The organism is Spirillospora sp. NPDC049024 (genome assembly GCF_040649235.1).
Lineage (GTDB): Bacteria > Actinomycetota > Actinomycetes > Streptosporangiales > Streptosporangiaceae > Spirillospora.
In genome coordinates, this window is record NZ_JBEZFD010000007.1 from 168,692 (window position 1) to 185,855 (window position 17,164).

Genomic DNA, 17,164 nt, shown 5'->3' on the forward strand with positions numbered 1-17,164 from the left:
GCCGGCGTCAGTCGCGGGCGTGCTCGCGGTCGGGCTGGCAGACCAGGCAGGGCGTGCAGCCCCGGGCCTTGGCCTCCGCGCGCGACAGGGACTCCAGGTCGTCGGCCTCGTCACCGATGTCCTCGATGAGGGCGCAGTCGACGCGGTGGTAGCGCTTGGTGCCGCTCAGGATGCGGACCTGGGGGCCGTCGTCGCCGGCATCGTCCGGCCCGGCGGTGGCGGACGGCTCGGGCTCCGGCGCGGGCGCGTCCTCGGTGTCGGAGCCGCCGAACGGCGCGGCGCCGATGTCGGCGGTGACGTCCGGCGCCGCCGATTCGCTCTCAGCGTCCCGTTCGGGGGCGTGCCGGTCGTCGGCTCCGGCGCCGGCGGGTTCGGCCTTCTCCGCGGCCGTGGGCGCCTCCGCGGCGGTGTCGCGGGACCCGAACAGGCCCGCGACGGGCATGTCGGTGAGGGTGGGACCCGCCGTGGCCCGCTTCGGGGCGTCCCTCTCCTCGCGCTCGGTGTCGGCGCTCTCGCCCTCGGGCCCCTCGGCGGGCTCGCCCGCGCGCGGGATCTCGGCCGTCTTGTCGAACGCGCCCGGCTTGTCGAAGGCACTGGGCTTGTCGAAGGCACCGGGCTCGTCGAAAGCACCGGGCTCGTCGAAGGCACCGGGCTCGTCGAAGGCACCGGGCTCGTCGAAGGCACCGGGCTCGTCGAACGAGGAGGGTTCGTCGAACGCCCCCGGCTTGTCGAAGGAGGAGGGCTTGTCGAACGAGGTGGGGGCGGGTTTGGCGAGGCCGGCGAGGCCGCCCTCGGGTCGTTCCGCCGCGCCGGGCTCGCGGGTCGCGGGTCCGGTCCCGGCCGCCTTGCCCACGGGAGCCGTGGGTGCCGACGCCGCGGCGCGCGCCGCCAGTGCGGTGTCGGGCAGGCAGGCGGTGCAGGGGCTGAAGCCCTCTTCCCTGGCCTCGGCGTAGGTGAGCTCCTCGGTCTCCCGGCCGGCGAGCTGCCGGCAGGTGTCGAGGTGGTAGCGCTTGCGGCCGCGGACGACGAACACCAGCGCGTCGTCGGGGACGTCGACGGCCGGGGCGGGGATCTCGACCTCGTCGTCGGCGGGGACGGCCGGGGACTTGGCCTCCGGAGCGCCGTCGGCGCCGGCCGGTGCGGGCGCCGCGGGGGCGCCCTTCTTGCGACTGTCCTGCTTGTCGCGCTTGTCCTTCTTGGCCTTCTGCGCCCTCTTACTGGGGCGGGCGGGGACCGGCGAGGCGCCCGGGCCGAACAGCTCCTTGCGCCGCAGGAACACCCCGATGGACAGGCACACCGCGGAGACGATGCTGACGGCGATCGATATGTAGATCACCACCAGGGCGTCCAGGCCGAAGACCTGGGCGCTGTCTCCGTTGCCCGCGACGATTCCCGCTACCAGCAGGGCGATCGCCACCACCACGAGAACGCCACTCAGGATGATCACAGGGTCACTCCCACTCGTTCAGATCGCTGGGCTCCGGGCCGCGCGGGAGGGCCGGCGGCCGGCCCGGGGCACGGCCGCCCGGCGCCGCGGGGATGGCGGCGCGCCATCCCCGGCGCGGCGATCGGAACGACACTATCGCCTGTGGCGTCCGTGTCAGCGCCTGTCGTGCGGCGGGTTGTCGCCGCCGGAGTGGAAAGCGCCCGTCGCCGAGTGCTGCACCTGCTGCGTGTGCTCGGGCGCGGGGAACGTGCCCGGCGCCGGCGCGGGGGCGCCGTTGCGGTTGTCGGCGTGGGGCAGGGCGTTCTGCGGGCCCGTCTGCGGACTCGCCTGCGGGTTCTGCTGCGCCTGCGAGGGCGCCGCTCCCGGGACGGCGGCGAACGCGCCCGTCTCGGTGCTGCCCGCCTCCAGGTCGCGCAGCTGGCCCTCCAGGTACACCTTCAGGCGGCTGCGGTACTCGCGCTCGAAGGCGCGCAGGTTGTCGACCTCGCGCTCGAGCTCCTCGCGCTGCTGCACGAGCGAGCCCATGACCTGGCGGTGCCGCTCCTGCGCGTCGCGGTCGAGGGCCTCGGCGCGGGAGCGGGCCTCGCTGACGATCTGGTCGGCCTGCCGGCGGGCCTTGCCGAGGATCTCCTCGGCCTCGCGGCGGGCGCGGCCGAGCGTCTCGTCGGCCTCGCGCCGGGCGTCGGCGATCGCCTGGTCGGCGGTCTGCTGGGCGAGCGCGAGCACGCGGGCCGCGGTGTCCATGTTGTCCTCGCCGGAGGGGGCGGGGGACATGCTGCCGAGACCGCCGAGGACGGGCTCCGGCTCGGGCTGCGGCTGCGGCTCCGGGCGGGGCGGCTCGGGGATCTTCTGGACGTCCGGCTTGGGCTCCACGATGGGAGCGGCCATGGCGGGAACCTTGCCGCGCAGGCACTCGGCCAGCTTGGCCCGCAGCTCCTCGTTCTCCTGGATGAGGCGGTCGAGCTCTGCCTCGACCTCGTCGAGGAAGGCGTCCACCTCCTCCTCGTCGTACCCCGGCCTCAGCCTGGTGGTACTGAACTGCTTGTTCCGCACATCGGCGGGTGTCAGCGGCATGTTCTCGTCTCCTTGGCGCGCTTGGAGTCTGTCCCCGAAGGACGGTATCCGATCGACCTAACCTCCGCCGAATATGGAGCCGACGATGGCGATCAGGACCCAGACCACAAGGACGAGGACCATGAAGCTGAGGTCCAGGGCAACGCTACCCAGCCGGATGGGCGGGATGAAGCGCCTGAGCAGCTTCAGCGGCGGATCGGTGACCGTGTAGGTCGCCTCAGCGATCACCAGCACCACCCCGGTCGGCTTCCATTGCCGAGCGAACGACTGCAGGACCTCCAGGATCAGCCTGCCGATCAGGAGCAGGAGGTACAGGTACAGGATGCCCTGCAGGACGGATCCAACGATGTTCACGAATACTCTCGCATGCGACTCTCAGCTTTGGTTGAAGAACCCTCGTTCTGCCATCCGGGCCTTGTCCTCCGCCGTCACCTCGACGTTGACGGGCGACAGCAGGAACACCTTGTTGGTAACACGCTCGATGCTGCCATGGAGGCCGAACACGAGACCTGCCGCGAAGTCGACCAGACGCTTGGCGTCGCTGTCGACCATCTCGGTCAGATTCATGATCACCGGCGTGCCCTCCCGGAAGTGCTCCCCGATCGTCCTGGCCTCGTTGTAGGTCCTCGGATGCAGCGTAGTGATACGCGCAAGGTCGGTGGTACCGGACTCGTAGAGCGCCACGGACCGTCGTTCGATGGTCGACGCGGCGTGATGGTCGCGATCGCGGTCCGCCGCCTCTTCGGCTCGGGTAAGCTGACCGCCGGATTCGTCCTCGCGACGGCGGCCCTGCCCGGTGTCGGTCTCCTCGTCGTAGACCTCGTACTCGTCGTAGTCGCCGTACTTGTCGTCGTAACGGTCGTCCTCCACAAGGCCGAGGTAGACCGCCATCTTGCGCATCGCGCTGGCCATACGTCCCTCCGTGTCCTGTGGCCGCGGCGCCGGGCGCGTCCGGCCCCGCCATTGGACTGTTCCGTCGTGGCGTCCTGCGTTCGGGCAGGTACCACTGGGGGGACATTACCTGACGATTGCCTGTCGGCCGCCGAGCAACGCCGTACCGATCCGCAGGTGTGTCGCGCCGCACGCGATCGCCTGCTCCAGATCGCCGCTCATACCCGCACTGACGATCCGGGCGTCCGGATGGTTCCGCCTCAGCAGCTCCGCCGTCTCCGCGAGCCGGGCGAACGCCGGCAGCGGGTCCGCCCCGAGGGGCGCGACGGCCATCACTCCGCCGAGCTCCAGGCCGGGGGCGGCGGCGATCTCGTCGGCCAGGCCGGGCACGTCGCCCGGTACGGCCCCGCCCCGCTCCCCCACCTCGCCCCGCTTCCCCGCCTCGTCCAGCGAGACCTGCACGAGGCAGCGGAGCGTGCGGCCGGTGCGGGCGGCGCCGTCCGCGAGGGCGCCGACCAGCCGGGAGCGGTCGACGGAGTGCACGACGTCGGCGTAGCCGGCCACCGCGCGCGCCTTGTTGGTCTGGAGCCGCCCGACGAAGTGCCAGGTGAGGGGGAGGTCGGCGCATTCGGCGGCCTTGGGCCGGGCCTCCTGGTCGCGGTTCTCCCCGACCTCGGTGACGCCCAGCCCGGCCAGCAGCCGCACGTCGGACGCGGGGAACGTCTTGGTCACCGCGATCAGCGTGATCTCGCCCTCGTCCCGGCCGGCGGCGGCGCACGCGGCGGCGATGCGCTTCCGGACGGCGGCGAGGCCCTCGGCGATCTCGGCGCGCCGCTCGGCGGCGGCGTCCCCGTTCTCCCCACCGGGGGCGTTCGTCCCGTCGGCGGTGCGGTCCCGGTCGGTCACGTGCGTTCCTTGAGCCAGACAAATCCGGCGAAGCGGCCGGTGCGCCCCTCGCGGCGGTAGGAGAAGAGGCCCGGGTCCTCGATCGTGCAGCGGGCGTCGGCGGTCACGCGGGGCACGCCCGCGGAGGCGAGCTGCTCGGCGACGCCGGCGCGGATGTCGAGGCCGGGGGTGCCCTTGGACGTGGTGGCGTACGCGGCGGGGACGGTGGCGGCGACCTCGTCCCGCATCGACTCGGGGACCTCGTAGCAGCGCCCGCACGCGGCGGGCCCGATCGCCGCCGTCATCCGGGCGGGGTCGGCGCCGCGCTCGCACATCGCCTTCACCAGTGCGGGGACGACCCCGGCGGCCGTCCCGGGACGGCCGGAGTGGGCGGCGCCGACGACCCCGGCGGCGGCGTCGGCCACCAGGACGGGCGCGCAGTCGGCGACGAGGACGGCGAGGGCGAGGCCGGGGACGGTCGTGACGACCGCGTCGACCGGGTCCGGGAGGTCGGTCGAGTCGGCGAACACGACCTCGGCGCCGTGCACCTGCCGCATGAAGACGATCCGCTCGGGGTCGGCGCCGAGGGCCGCGGCGGCGCGGCGCCGGTTGTCCAGGACGGCGGCGGGGTCGTCGCCGACCGCACCGCCGAGGTTCAGGGAGTCGTAGGGGGGCCCGCTCACGCCGCCGGTCCGGCCGGTGAAGCCGGCGCCGACGCCGTCGCCCAGGGCGACGGGGGTGATCACTTCAGGAAGTCGGGGACGTCGAGGTCGTCGTCCTCGTCGAACACCACGGGACGGCGGCGCTGCCCGGAGGCGGGGCCGCCGTCGTTCTCCCCGGCGTGCACGCGGGGCGAGGGCTGCTCGGCGGGCTGGCGCGGTGCGGGGGCGCGCGATCCGCCGGACTCGCCGCCGGACGAGCCGGCGTCCCGCTCGGCCGGCGGACCCGGCTGGCCGGACGCCGCGCCCTCGGACCGGGACTGCTCGCCCCGTCCGGCGGGCCGGTCGTCCTGGCTCCGCGCGGGCTGCTGCGCCCGGTCGCCCTCGGGGCGCTGCTGCGCGGGGGCGGGAGGCGGCGGCGCGGCGGCGGCCTGCGCCACCGACTGCTGCTGCGCGGACGGCTGCGCCGCCGGCGGCTCGGACCGCCCGACCCGGCTGGGGATCGGGTTCGGCGGGGACGCGGGCGGCGGGACGGGACGCGGGGGCGGGGGCAGCCGCTTGCTCTCCGGTTCGGGGACCGGCTTGCTAGGGCGCCCCTCGTCGAAACCCGCCGCGATCACCGTGACCCGGACCTCGTCGCCGAGCGCGTCGTCGATGACCGCGCCGAAGATGATGTTGGCGTCGGGGGCGGCCGCGTTGGACACCAGCTGCGCCGCCTCGTTGATCTCGAACAGCCCCAGGTCGGAACCGCCGGAGATGGACAGCAGGACGCCGTGCGCGCCGTCGATGCTGGCCTCCAGCAGCGGGCTGGAGATCGCCATCTCGGCGGCGGCGACCGAGCGGTCGTCGCCGCGCGCCGAGCCGATGCCCATGAGCGCCGAGCCGGCGCCGGACATCACGGACTTGACGTCGGCGAAGTCGAGGTTGATCAGGCCCGGCGTGGTGATCAGGTCGGTGATGCCCTGGACACCGGACAGCAGCACCTGGTCGGCGGCCTTGAAGGCGTCCAGCACGCTGACCTGCCGGTCGGAGATCGACAGCAGCCGGTCGTTCGGGATGACGATGAGGGTGTCGACCTCGTCGCGCAGCGTCTCGATGCCGGCCTCGGCCTGCATGGCGCGGCGCTTGCCCTCGAAGCTGAACGGGCGGGTGACCACGCCGATCGTCAGGGCGCCGAGCGAGCGGGCGATGTTGGCGACCACGGGCGCGCCGCCGGTGCCGGTGCCGCCGCCCTCTCCCGCGGTGACGAACACCATGTCGGCGCCCTTGAGGACCTCCTCGATCTCCTCCCGGTGGTCCTCGGCGGCCTTGCGGCCGACGTCGGGGTTGGCTCCGGCCCCGAGGCCCCGGGTGAGCTCGCGGCCCACGTCCAGTTTCACGTCGGCGTCACTCATCAGCAGCGCCTGGGCGTCCGTGTTGATCGCGATGAACTCGACGCCCTTGAGTCCCTCTTCGATCATCCGGTTGACGGCGTTGACGCCGCCGCCGCCGATGCCGACGACCTTGATGACCGCGAGGTAATTCTGCGGTGCTGCCACGACGAGGGGCCTTTCCGCTCTCTCCGACCGCCCTGACCGGTCTGCCGACCGTGCCGCCGCGGTGTTCCCGACCTGTTTTCCGAGCTGTGTCTTCGAGCTGAGTAGTGGAGCTGTGTACTGGAGCTGTGTGGTGGAGCTGTGCGAAGGGGTGAGGTAAACCCTCACCCTCAACTTGAGGCTTACAGTTATGTCAACCTGAGGACTGATACGGACAGTAGGGCGGCCTTACCGCCAGGGTCAACTAACCTCCCCCGAACTCCCCCGGCGTGTCGCGACCTGCCCGCCTCCACCCGGTCACGCGCCCGGTCACGCGACCCGTCCGCCTCTCCCGGCATGCTCGTCCCATCACTGCGTCTTGAGGACCTCGGGCGAGCTGATGTCGACGGTGCGGACGGCGCGCCCGGCCGCCGTCCGCCGCACGGCGTCCAGCAACCTGATCTTCTCGTCTGCCCGTTCCGCCGCGCCCCACACCACCGTCTGGCCGCCCTTCATGTAGAGGGTCACCGCCTCCGGGCCGGCGGCCTCCACCTCGGTCAGGCCGCCGCTGATGCGCTCGGGCAGGCCGGACAGCACGGTGAGCGCGGCCAGGGTGGCCTGGTCGGACGGTCCGGGCGAGGCGACCGTGAGCGTGGGCAGCCCCGCCGGGCGCGACTTCTCGTCGGCGACGGTCACCCCGTGCCGGTCGAGCAGGTGGTAGCGGCCTCCGCCGCGGAACACCGCCACCGGCCGGCGCTCCCGGACGACGATCCGCACCGTCCCCGGCCAGTGCCGCTCGATCGCCGCCGACTCGACCTCGCGGAGCCGCTCGACCCGGTCCTGGACGGCGCCGGTCCTGAGCCGGACCATCGGCGTGCCGAGGTCGATCCCCGCCGCGGCCACCACCTGGTCGGCGGAGGCGATCCGGGTGCCCGTCACCTCCACGTGCCGTACCACCAGCAGTCTCGATCCGAGCAGGACCCAGGACACCGCGCCGAGCGCTCCGACCACCAGAAGGGTGACGAACACCACCTTCCAGCGGTTCGCTCGGCCGCGCTCGTCCGGCGCCGCGGCATCCGTCTCCGGAACCGGTTCCGTATCAGGCTCCGTGTCCGGCTCCGGCGACCCGCGGCGGCCCGTCTGCGCCTCGGTCATGACCCAAGCCTGGCAGTGATCCACGCTTCCGCGGCCGACCGCGCGGGCGGCGGCGTGTCACGCCCCGTCCCACGACGGGCGCCCCTCCCCCGGCACGCGCTACGACGCGACAAGACTCACACCCGCCCAGCCCTACGCCCCGGCGAGGCGTTCCAGGACGAGCGGGCCGAGCTGCGTCACGTCCCCGGCGCCCAGCGTGATGACGACGTCGCCGGGGCGGGCGAGCGACGCCGCGATGCCGGGCACCTCGTCCCGCTCGGGCGCGTACACGGTCTCGGTGCCTGCCGGGACGGCGTCGGCGACCAGCGCGCCCGTCACGCCGGGCTCCGGGTCCTCGCGGGCGCCGTAGACGTCCAGGACGACCGCGACGTCGGCGAGGCCGAGCGCGGCGCCGAACTCGGCGGCGAAGAACCGGGTGCGGCTGTACAGGTGCGGCTGGAACACCGCGACGATGCGGCCCCGCGCGCCCGAGGCCGCGGCCTTCTCGCCGAGGTAGTCGCGGGTGGCGTCCAGGTCGGCGGTCAGCTCGGTCGGGTGGTGGGCGTAGCTGTCGAAGACCTCGACGCCGCCCGCCTCGCCCTTGCGCTCCAGGCGCCGCATCGCCCCGCCGAACGCGGCGAGGCCGTCGCGCACCGGGGCGTCGTCGAGGCCGAGGGACCGCGTGACCGCGATGACGGCGGCGGCGTTGAGCGCGTTGTGCCGCCCCGGCACGCCGAGCGTGAACTCCCCGCCGCCCTCGATCTCGAAGCGGGAGCCGAGTCCGCGCGGGGTGAAACCGGTCACGCGCAGGTCGGCGCCCTCGGCCTCCCCGTAGGTCAGCACGGTCAGGCCGCGGGCCCGCGCCAGCTCGGCCATCTCCATCGCGACGGGGTCGTCGGCCCCGGCCACGAGGGTGCCGCCCGGCTCGACCCGGTCGACGAAGCGGGCGAAGTTCTCCTTGACCTTCTCGAAGCCGCCGTAGTTGTCGAGGTGGTCGGCCTCGACGTTGGTGACGACCGCGATGCGCGGGGTGTACATGAGGAACGAGCCGTCGCTCTCGTCGGCCTCCGCGACGAACACGTCGCCGGTGCCCTCGTCGGCGCCGAGGCCGGTGGTGACGAGCTGCCCGCCGATGCAGTAGGACGGGTCGGCGCCGGCGTGCTGGAGCGCCACCGTCAGCATCGAGGTGGTGGTGGTCTTGCCGTGCGTGCCGGCGACCGCGACCGCCCGGCGGCCCGCCATCAGCGAGGCGAGCGCGGCCGAGCGGTGCAGGACGCGCAGGCCCCGCTCGCGGGCGGCGACCAGCTCGGGGTTGGTGTCGCGGATCGCCGTGGAGACCACGACGGTGTCGGCGTCGCCCACGTGCGCGGCGTCGTGCCCCACGAAGACCTTGGCTCCGAGGTCGCCGAGCTGCGCGAGCAGCTCGGAGTCGCGGGCGTCGCTGCCGGACACGGCGATGCCGCGCCGGAGCATGATGCGCGCGACGCCGGACATCCCGGCGCCCCCGATCGCGATGAAGTGGACCCGGCCGAGCTCGGCGGCCGGGACCACCTCCCCCGGGTCGATCAGGCTCATCGGGCGGCGCCCGCGGAGCGGACCACCTCGTAGACCATCTGGGCGAGCGCGACGTCGGCGTCGCGGCGGCCCATCCGGCCGGCGGCCTCCGACATGTGCGCGACGCGGGCCGGGTCGGCCAGCACCGGCAGGAGGTTCCGCGCGATCCAGTCCGGCGACAGCTCGGCGTTGTCGACCAGCATGCCGCCGCCCGCCGCGACGATCGGCTCGGCGTTCAGCCGCTGCTCGCCGTTGCCGATCGGGAGCGGGACGTACACCGCGGGCAGCGCGACCGCGGCCAGCTCGGCGCAGGTCATCGCGCCCGCCCGGCACATCGCCATGTCGGCGGCGGCGTAGGCGAGGTCCATCCGGTCGCAGTAGGGGATCGTGACGTACTCCGGGCCGCCGGCCGCGGGCTCGGGCTCCTCGGTGTTCTTCGGCCCGACGATGTGCAGCACCTGGATGCCCGCCTGCCGGAAGTACGGCGCGGCGGCCACGGCGGCCTGGTTCAGCGAGCGGGCGCCCTGCGAGCCGCCGAAGATCAGCAGCGTGGGCAGGTCGGGGAGCAGCCCGAAGTAGGAGCGGGCCTTGTCGCCCATCGCGAGCCGGTCCAGCGTCGCGATCTCCCGGCGCAGCGGGATCCCGACGAACCGGGCGTTCGGCAGCGGCGAGTCGGCGTGCGAGACCGCGACGTGCTCGGTGAAGCGGGCGCCGAGCTTGTTGGCCAGGCCGGGCTTCGGGTTGGCCTCGTGCACGATGATCGGGACCTTGCGCTTGCGCGCCGCGAGGTAGCCCGGGGTGGCGACGTAGCCGCCGAAGCCGACCAGGATGTCGGCCTGGGCCTGGTCGAGGACGGAGGCGGCCGCGTTGATCGCCCCGCGCAGCCGCCCGGGCACCGACAGCAGCTGCGGGGTCAGCGTCCGCGGCAGCGGCACCGGCGGGATCAGGGCGAGCTCGTAGCCCCGCTGCGGGACGAGCCGGGTCTCCAGGCCCCGCTCGGTCCCGAGGCAGACGATCCCGGTGTTCGGGTCGTTGCGGCGCAACGCGTCAGCGAGCGCCAGGGCGGGCTCGATGTGTCCGGCGGTGCCGCCGCCGGCCAGGACAACCCTCATGTCCGTTGACAACTCCTCAGCGTGTGGTGAAGGGGGGATTTCAACGCCGTGCCAGACCCAGCCAGCTTAGAGCCCTCACGACCGGTCCGGGACCCCGTGCGGAGAGTGCTTGCCGCGCGCCGGGCTCGCGCTTGGCGAACGCGAGCAGCATGCCGAGCGCGAAGAGGGTCGGAATGAGCGCCGAACCCCCGTAGGACACCAGCGGGAGCGGGATCCCCGTGATGGGCAGGACGCGGATGACGGCGCCGATGTTCACGATCGCCTGGACCACCAGCCACGCCGTGGCCCCCGCGGCGGCGAGCCGGGTGAACGGGTCCTTGACCCGCTTGGCGATCCGCAGGCCGGCGTAGGCGAGCAGGCCGAACAGGCAGAGGACCACGAGGGTGCCGACCAGGCCGAACTCCTCCCCCACGATCGCGAAGATGAAGTCGGTCTCGGCGTGCGGGAGGTAGTCCCACTTGGCGCGGCCCTCGCCGAGGCCCGTGCCGAACACGCCGCCCGAGGCCAGCGCGAACAGGCCCTGCGTGCCCTGGTAGTTGGTGGTGAGCTGGTTGCCGGACGGGTCGAGGAACCCGGTGAGCCGCTGCATCCGGTACGGCTCGACGACGACGAGGATCGACACGAGCAGGGCCACGAGCCCCGCGATGCCGACGAACAGCCGCCCGGGCGCGCCGACGGCCCACAGCAGCGCCAGGAAGATCGTCAGGAGCACCAGGGTGGTGCCGAGGTCGCTGCCCAGCATCACCAGCAGGACGAGCACACCGGCGCCCGGCATCAGCGGCACCAGCAGGGGCCGCCACTCGGTGAGCTGGCCGAGCCGGTCCTTGCGGGCCAGCAGGTCGGCGCCCCACAGCACCAGACCGAGCTTGGCGAGCTCCGACGGCTGGATCTGCACCGGGCCGAGGGCGACCCACCGGGTCGCGCCGCCCGCGCTGCGCCCGAGCCCGGGGATCAGCACCATCGCGAGGGCGACGACCGACAGCAGCAGCAGCGGGTAGGCCAGCGCGCGGAACGTCTTCACCGGCAGCCGGGACGCCACCCACATGCCGGGCAGCCCGATCGCGACCCACATGGCCTGCTTCTGGAACAGCGTGTACGCCGAGCCGGTCGCCTGGAGCTGCTTCACGCTGGAGGCCGACAGCACCATCGTCAGGCCGAGCGCGAGCAGCATCACCGAGCAGCCCAGCACCAGGTAGTAGGAGGTGAGGGGCCGGTCGAGCAGCCCGACCGCGGCGACCACCTGCTCCCGTGGCCCCGGACGCCGGGCGGTTCCGTCCTCCTCGGCCGCGGTGGTCATCGTTACCCGGCGTCCTTGGAGAGTCGCTCGACCGCCGCGATGAAGGCGTCCCCGCGGGCGGGATAGTTGGCGAACATGTCGAAGGACGCCCCGACGGGCGCGAGTAGCACGGTGTCCCCGGGGCGGGCGAGGCCGGAGGCGTGGGCGACGACGCGGTCCATGGCCCCAGTGTCGGTGTCGGGGACGTCCACGACAGGGACATCCGGGGCGTGTCGCGCGAGTGCCTCGGCGATCCGGTGCCGGTCGCGTCCCATCAGCACGACGCCGCGCAGCCGCCCGGCGCACGAACGCACCAGGTCGTCGACGTCCAGGCCCTTGAGGAGGCCGCCGGCGATCCACACGACGCTCTCGTAGGCGGCGAGGGACGCGGCGGCGGCGTGCGGCTGGGTCGCCTTGGAGTCGTTGACGTAGGCGACGCCCGCGATGTCGGCGACGTGCTGGATGCGGTGCGGGTCGGGGACGAACGCCCGCAGCCCCTCGCGGACCGCCTCGGGCGGCACCCCGAACGCGCGGGCCAGCCCGGCGGCGGCGAGGGCGTTGGCGACGTTGTGCGGGGCGAACGGCCGCACGTCGCCGAGCGCGGCCAGTTCGGCGGCCTGGCTCGCGGGGTCGCCGGTGAAGGCCCGGTCGACCAGCAGCTCCTCCACGACGCCGAGCTCGCCGGGGCGCGGCACCCGGAGGGTGAAGCCGACCCGCCGGGCGACGCCCTCGGCGCGCTCGGCGAGCGCCGCGGAGGTGTCGTCGTCGGCGTTGTAGACGGCGACGCAGCCCGGCGCGAAGATCTTGGCCTTGGCGCCGACGTAGGCGTCCATGGAGCCGTGCCAGTCGAGGTGGTCGGGCGCGACGTTCAGCACCGCGGACGCGTAGGGGGCGACAGAGCTCGACCAGTGCAGCTGGTAGCTCGAAAGCTCCACCGCCAGCACATCATGATCCTCGTGTGCCTTCTGGGGGGACGACCCCCCAGACCCCCCGGCAAGACCTGTGACCGCCTCGACGATCGGCGTCCCGACATTCCCGACCGCGAGGGCCTTGTGCCCTGCGGCGGTGAGCATGCAGGCCAGCATCCGCACGACGGTGGTCTTGCCGTCCGTCCCGGTGATGGCGAGCCAGGGCGCCGCGCCTTCCGGCCGCAGCCGCCACGCCAGCTCCACCTCGCCGATGATCTCGATCCCGGCCGCGGCGGCCGCGGCGAGCAGCGGTGCGTCCGGCCGCCAGCCCGGCGAGGTCACGACGAGGCCGGTGCCCGCCGGGAGGGACTCGCCGTCGCCGAGCCGGACCGCCACCCCGGACGCCTCCAGTTCGGCGGCGTGCCCGCGCTGCTCCTCGCCGTCGCGGGCGTCCACGATGGTGACGCGGGCGCCGCGCGCGGCCAGGACGCGGGCGGCGGCGCGGCCGGACACGCCGAGCCCGGCCACGCACACGCTCAGGCCGTCCCCGAGCCGGCCGTCCCAGGAGCGCTCGGTCACTTCTTCGGCATCCATTCCAGGTAGAACAGGCCGATGCCGATCGCGACGAACGTCGCGGACATCAGCCAGAAGCGCACGACGATCGTGGTCTCGGCCCAGCCGGACAGCTCGAAGTGGTGCTGCAGCGGCGCCATCTTGAACACGCGTTTCCCGGTCATCTTGAACCCGCCGACCTGGATGATCACCGACAGCGTGATCATCACGATCAGCCCGCACAGGATGGCCAGGAGCAGCTGGGTGCGGGTGAGGATCGCCAGGCCGACCAGCACGCCGCCGAGGGCCAGCGAGCCGGTGTCGCCCATGAAGATCTTCGCGGGCGGGGCGTTCCACCACAGGAACCCGAACACGCCGCCGAGCACGGCCGCGGCGACCACCGCGAGGTCGAGGGGGTCGCGGACGCTGTAGCAGTTGGGGGCCAGGGCGGCGGCGCAGCTGTTGCGCAGCTGCCAGTTGCCGATGATGACGTAGGCGGCCAGCACCATGCCGGCCGGGCCCGCCGCGAGGCCGTCGAGGCCGTCGGTAAGGTTCACGCCGTTGGACATGGCCGCGATGAGCAGCAGCGCCCACACCACGAACAGGTACGGGCCGATCGAGGGGCCGAAGTCGCGCAGGAAGGACAGGTGGGGGTCGGCGGGGGTGACGTCGTAGCCGTTGGGGAAGTTCAGCGACGCGACGGCGAACACGACGCCGACGAGGACGATGCCGATCATCTTGGCGCCGCTGCGCAGGCCGAGGCTGCGCTGCTTGAACACCTTGATGTAGTCGTCCACGAACCCGACGAGGCCGAGGCCCGTCATCAGGAACAGCACGAGGAGGCCCGAGATGGTGGGCGCCTCCCCGGTGAACAGGTGCGCGGCCGCGTAGCCGACGAGCGAGCCGACGATGAAGACCGTCCCGCCCATGGTGGGGGTGCCGCGCTTGTTCAGATGGGCCTCGGGGCCCTCGTCGCGGATCATCTGGCCGTAGCCGAGCCGGTTGACGATGCGGATCCACACCGGCGTGCCGACCATCACGAAGACCAGCGCGATCCCCGCGGCGATGATGATGTTGGTCATCGGCCGTCCTCCGCGAGGATCGCCTCGGCCACCCGTTCCAGGCCGGCCACGCGGGAGCCCTTCACCAGCACGACGTCCCGCGGCGCGAGCCGCTCCCTGAGCACGGTCACCGCCGCGCCGACGTCATCCACCTGTACGCACTCTCCCGTCCATGACGCCACCTGCCCGGCCCCTTCGGCCATCGCCGCCGCGTTCGCGCCGACCACCACGAGCCCGGCGATCCCGCTGCGCGCGACATGCTGCCCGATCCTGGCATGTTCCGCCATGGACGAGTCACCAAGTTCGGCCATCTCGCCCAGGACCGCGTAGGCGCGGCGGCCCCGGGCCAGATGGACCAGCACGTCGATCGCGGCGCGGGTCGAGTCGGGGTTGGCGTTGTAGGCGTCGTTCACCACGGTCACCCCGTCGGCCCGCTCGGTGACCTCCATCCGCCACCGGCTGACCGGCACGGCCGCCGACAGCGCCTCGGCGACCGCCCCGGCGCCGAGCCCGGCCGCGCGCGCGGCGGCGGCCGCGGCCAGCGCGTTCGGGACGGCGTGCGAGCCGTGCAGGCGCAGCGCGACCGGCGCCGAGCCCTCCGGCGTGACGAGGGTGAAGCTCGCCCGGCCCTGGTCGTCGAGCGTCTCGTCCTCGGCGCGGACCGCGGCGCCCGGCGAGCGGCCGAACGTGACGACCTCACCGCGGGTGCGGGACGCCATCGCGCTGACCAGCGGGTCGTCGGCGTTGAGGACGGCGGTCCCGCCCTCCGGCACCGCCTCCACGATCTCGCCCTTGGCCAGGGCGATGTTCTCCCGGCTGCCGAACTCGCCCACGTGCGCGGTGCCGACGTTCAGCACGACGCCGACGTCAGGGCGCGCGATCCCGGTCAGGTAGGCGATGTGGCCGATGCCGCGGGCGCCCATCTCCAGGACGAGGTGCCGGGTCGCGGCGTCGGCGCGCAGCACGGTGAGCGGCAGCCCGATCTCGTTGTTGAACGAGCCGGGCGGGTAGACCGTCGGGCCCGCGCCGCTCAGCACCTGCCCGATGAGGTCCTTGGTGGAGGTCTTGCCGGCCGAGCCGGTGACCGCGACGACGGTCACGTCGGGCAGCCGCTCCAGGACGCCCCTGGCGAGCCGTCCGAGCGCCTCCTGGACGTCGTCGACGACCACGCACGGGCCGTCCACCGGGCGCTGGGCGAGCACGCCCGCCGCCCCGGCCGCGAGGGCCCCGGCGGCGTAGTCGTGGCCGTCCACGTGCTCGCCCTTCAGCGCCGCGAACAGCGCCCCGGGCTCCACCGCGCGGGAGTCGATCACCACGGGACCGGTCACCACGGGATCGCCCCCCGCGGGACCGTTCCCCGCGGGGCCGCTCCCCTCCGGGTCCGGCGGCCCGTGCCGGGTCCCTCCCGTGATCTCCGCGATCGTCGACAGCGGAAGTGGGATCACGCCTGCGTCCCGTCCCCTCTTATTCCTTGTGCAGGGCGCCTGAGCGCGTCTGCATGGCGCCGGAGCGCGGCGCGGACGACCTCGCGGTCGTCGAACGGATGCACCTCGCCCGCCACGTTCTGGCCCTGCTCGTGGCCCTTGCCCGCGACGACCACCACGTCGCCGCGGCGGGCGCGGCCGACGGCCAGGTCGATCGCGGCGGCGCGGTCGGGCTCCACGACGATGTGCGCGCGCTCCGGCTGCGGCACCTTGAGCCCGCCCTCGACCATAGCGGCAAGGATCGCGAGTGGATCTTCCGACCTCGGGTTGTCGTTGGTGAAATACGCCATGTCGGCCAGCCGCGCGGCGGCCTCGCCCATGAGCGGGCGCTTGCCGCGGTCGCGGTCGCCGCCGCACCCGAGCACCACCGTGAGGTCGCCCTCGGTGACGGGCCGCAGCGCGTTCAGGACCGCCTCGACCGCGCCCGGCTTGTGCGAGTAGTCGACCAGGGTCACGAAGTCCTGGCCCTCGTCGACCCGCTCCAGCCGCCCGGGGACGCCGGGCAGGGACGCGACCCCCCGGACCGCCGCCTGCAGCGGGATGCCCGCCTCGACCAGCGCCACGATCGCGGCGAGGGCGTTGGCGACGTTGAACGGCCCGGCGAGCCGAACCTCGGCGTCGGCCTCGATGCCGAGGGGCCCGACGACGCGGAACACGCTGCCGTCGGCGCCGACGCGCACGTCCTCGGCCCGCCAGTCGGCCGCAGGGTCCCCCGACGGGGAGAACGTCGTCGCGGGCACCGTGGTGATCTCCAGCAGCTCGCGGCCGTAGTGGTCGTCGAGGTTGACCACGCCGATCCGCGAGTACTCGGGCGTGAACAGCCGCGCCTTCGCGAGGAAGTAGTCCTGCATGGTCGGGTGGTAGTCGAGGTGGTCCTGGGACAGGTTCGTGAACACCGCCACCTCGTAGCGGGCTCCGCCGACCCGGCCCTGCACGAGCGCGTGGCTGGACACCTCCATCGCCGCGGCGCCGACGCCGCGCTCGCGCATCATCGCCAGCAGCGCGTGCAGGTCGGTCGCCTCCGGCGTGGTGAGCGCGCTCGGCACCCGGTCGCCGCCCACCCGGATCTCGACGCCGCCGACGAGGCCCGTCTCGATCCCGGCGGCGCGCAGGCCCGCGTCCAGCAGGAACACCGTGGTGGTCTTGCCGCTGGTGCCGGTCACGCCGATGAGGGTGATGTCGCGGCCCGGCTCGCCGTACACCCAGGACGCCGCGTCGCCCAGCCGGGCCCGGACGTCGGGGGTCACCAGGACGGGCAGGCCCGTCGCCGCGGCCCGGTCGTACCCGTCGGGGTCGGTGAGGATCGCCACGGCGCCGGCGTCCGCGGCCTGGGCGGAGAACTGGGCGCCGTGGGCGCGGGCGCCGGGCAGGGCCGCGTAGATGTCGCCCGGCATGACGGCGCGCGAGTCGTGCGTGATCCCCGTGGCGGAGACGCCGTCCCAGGGGCTCCCGCCGCCCCGTGCGTCCGGTCCGTCCTGTCCGATTCCGAGAAGCGCCGCGAGTCCGCTCAGCGGACGAGCCGGGTTGGTGGTGGGACGCATGGCGTTTCTTTCGTTGCGGACGGTTCGGGACTGGTGGGACACGGGTGGTGGACTCACAGGCGAGGAGGGTAC

The 17,164-nt window shown here is 73.7% G+C and carries 15 protein-coding genes; all 15 read right to left on the reverse strand.

The genetic code is table 11. The features are described 5' to 3' along the window. Window positions 1-7: 7 nt before the first annotated feature. Window positions 8-1,447, reverse strand: coding sequence for a hypothetical protein (locus AB0C21_RS15360; protein ID WP_500204783.1), 1,440 nt, complete (start codon window positions 1,445-1,447; stop codon window positions 8-10). 153 nt (window positions 1,448-1,600) lie between these two features. Next, complete coding sequence (locus tag AB0C21_RS15365; protein WP_500204784.1) at window positions 1,601-2,521, reverse strand: DivIVA domain-containing protein; 921 nt, start codon at window positions 2,519-2,521, stop codon at window positions 1,601-1,603. 57 nt (window positions 2,522-2,578) lie between these two features. After that, a complete protein-coding gene (locus AB0C21_RS15370) occupies window positions 2,579-2,875 on the reverse strand; it encodes a YggT family protein (protein ID WP_500204786.1) in 297 nt (98 codons plus the stop codon). A 21-nt stretch (window positions 2,876-2,896) separates the two neighbouring features. Next, entirely contained in the window at window positions 2,897-3,433 is a 537-nt protein-coding gene (locus AB0C21_RS15375; protein WP_149257281.1) for a cell division protein SepF, read from the reverse strand. Window positions 3,434-3,538: 105 nt separating this feature from the next. After that, window positions 3,539-4,234 carry a YggS family pyridoxal phosphate-dependent enzyme gene (locus tag AB0C21_RS15380; RefSeq protein ID WP_500204957.1) on the reverse strand — a complete coding sequence of 232 codons (696 nt, stop codon included), beginning with the start codon at window positions 4,232-4,234 and terminating at the stop codon, window positions 3,539-3,541. 80 nt (window positions 4,235-4,314) lie between these two features. Beyond that, on the reverse strand, window positions 4,315-5,043 hold the full coding sequence (gene pgeF, locus AB0C21_RS15385) for a peptidoglycan editing factor PgeF (RefSeq protein ID WP_500204788.1): 729 nt from the start codon (window positions 5,041-5,043) through the stop codon (window positions 4,315-4,317). Further along, window positions 5,040-6,494 (reverse strand): cell division protein FtsZ, encoded by a 1,455-nt coding sequence (gene ftsZ, locus AB0C21_RS15390; protein ID WP_500204789.1) that lies wholly within the window; start codon window positions 6,492-6,494, stop codon window positions 5,040-5,042. Before ftsZ ends, pgeF begins: the two co-directional genes overlap by 4 nt. Before the next feature lie 345 nt (window positions 6,495-6,839). Continuing rightward, the gene (locus AB0C21_RS15395; protein ID WP_500204791.1) at window positions 6,840-7,625 is read right to left on the reverse strand and encodes a cell division protein FtsQ/DivIB; all 786 of its coding nucleotides are present in this window, start codon (window positions 7,623-7,625) and stop codon (window positions 6,840-6,842) included. Window positions 7,626-7,757: 132 nt separating this feature from the next. After that, window positions 7,758-9,179: a UDP-N-acetylmuramate--L-alanine ligase gene (gene murC, locus AB0C21_RS15400; RefSeq protein WP_500204793.1), complete on the reverse strand. Its 1,422-nt coding sequence runs from the start codon at window positions 9,177-9,179 to the stop codon at window positions 7,758-7,760. Further along, window positions 9,176-10,270 (reverse strand): undecaprenyldiphospho-muramoylpentapeptide beta-N-acetylglucosaminyltransferase, encoded by a 1,095-nt coding sequence (gene murG, locus AB0C21_RS15405; protein ID WP_149257286.1) that lies wholly within the window; start codon window positions 10,268-10,270, stop codon window positions 9,176-9,178. The genes murC and murG overlap by 4 nt, the downstream gene beginning before the upstream one ends. 40 nt (window positions 10,271-10,310) lie before the next feature. Then, on the reverse strand, window positions 10,311-11,567 hold the full coding sequence (ftsW, locus tag AB0C21_RS15410) for a putative lipid II flippase FtsW (RefSeq protein ID WP_500204794.1): 1,257 nt from the start codon (window positions 11,565-11,567) through the stop codon (window positions 10,311-10,313). A gap of 2 nt (window positions 11,568-11,569) precedes the next feature. After that, complete coding sequence (gene murD / locus AB0C21_RS15415) at window positions 11,570-13,048, reverse strand: UDP-N-acetylmuramoyl-L-alanine--D-glutamate ligase (RefSeq protein ID WP_500204795.1); 1,479 nt, start codon at window positions 13,046-13,048, stop codon at window positions 11,570-11,572. Continuing rightward, window positions 13,030-14,088 carry a phospho-N-acetylmuramoyl-pentapeptide-transferase gene (mraY, locus tag AB0C21_RS15420; RefSeq protein WP_149257289.1) on the reverse strand — a complete coding sequence of 353 codons (1,059 nt, stop codon included), beginning with the start codon at window positions 14,086-14,088 and terminating at the stop codon, window positions 13,030-13,032. Before mraY ends, murD begins: the two co-directional genes overlap by 19 nt. Continuing rightward, window positions 14,085-15,512, reverse strand: a complete 1,428-nt coding sequence (locus AB0C21_RS15425) for a UDP-N-acetylmuramoyl-tripeptide--D-alanyl-D-alanine ligase (protein ID WP_500204796.1) — start codon at window positions 15,510-15,512, stop codon at window positions 14,085-14,087. The genes mraY and AB0C21_RS15425 overlap by 4 nt, the downstream gene beginning before the upstream one ends. Next, window positions 15,509-17,092 carry a UDP-N-acetylmuramoyl-L-alanyl-D-glutamate--2,6-diaminopimelate ligase gene (locus AB0C21_RS15430; RefSeq protein ID WP_500204797.1) on the reverse strand — a complete coding sequence of 528 codons (1,584 nt, stop codon included), beginning with the start codon at window positions 17,090-17,092 and terminating at the stop codon, window positions 15,509-15,511. Before AB0C21_RS15430 ends, AB0C21_RS15425 begins: the two co-directional genes overlap by 4 nt. Window positions 17,093-17,164: the final 72 nt, after the last annotated feature.

Bases quoted from the DNA above. Each gene is read 5' to 3' on its own strand.
- AB0C21_RS15365 (WP_500204784.1), bottom strand. From the start codon at position 2,521: ATGCCGCTGACACCCGCCGATGTGCGGAACAAGCAGTTCAGTACCACC.
- murG (WP_149257286.1), bottom strand. From the start codon at position 10,270: ATGAGGGTTGTCCTGGCCGGCGGCGGCACCGCCGGACACATCGAGCCC.
- murD (WP_500204795.1), bottom strand. From the start codon at position 13,048: ATGGATGCCGAAGAAGTGACCGAGCGCTCCTGGGACGGCCGGCTCGGG.
- ftsW (WP_500204794.1), bottom strand. From the start codon at position 11,567: ATGACCACCGCGGCCGAGGAGGACGGAACCGCCCGGCGTCCGGGGCCA.
- AB0C21_RS15395 (WP_500204791.1), bottom strand. From the start codon at position 7,625: ATGACCGAGGCGCAGACGGGCCGCCGCGGGTCGCCGGAGCCGGACACG.
- AB0C21_RS15430 (WP_500204797.1), bottom strand. From the start codon at position 17,092: ATGCGTCCCACCACCAACCCGGCTCGTCCGCTGAGCGGACTCGCGGCG.
- AB0C21_RS15375 (WP_149257281.1), bottom strand. From the start codon at position 3,433: ATGGCCAGCGCGATGCGCAAGATGGCGGTCTACCTCGGCCTTGTGGAG.
- mraY (WP_149257289.1), bottom strand. From the start codon at position 14,088: ATGACCAACATCATCATCGCCGCGGGGATCGCGCTGGTCTTCGTGATG.
- murC (WP_500204793.1), bottom strand. From the start codon at position 9,179: ATGAGCCTGATCGACCCGGGGGAGGTGGTCCCGGCCGCCGAGCTCGGC.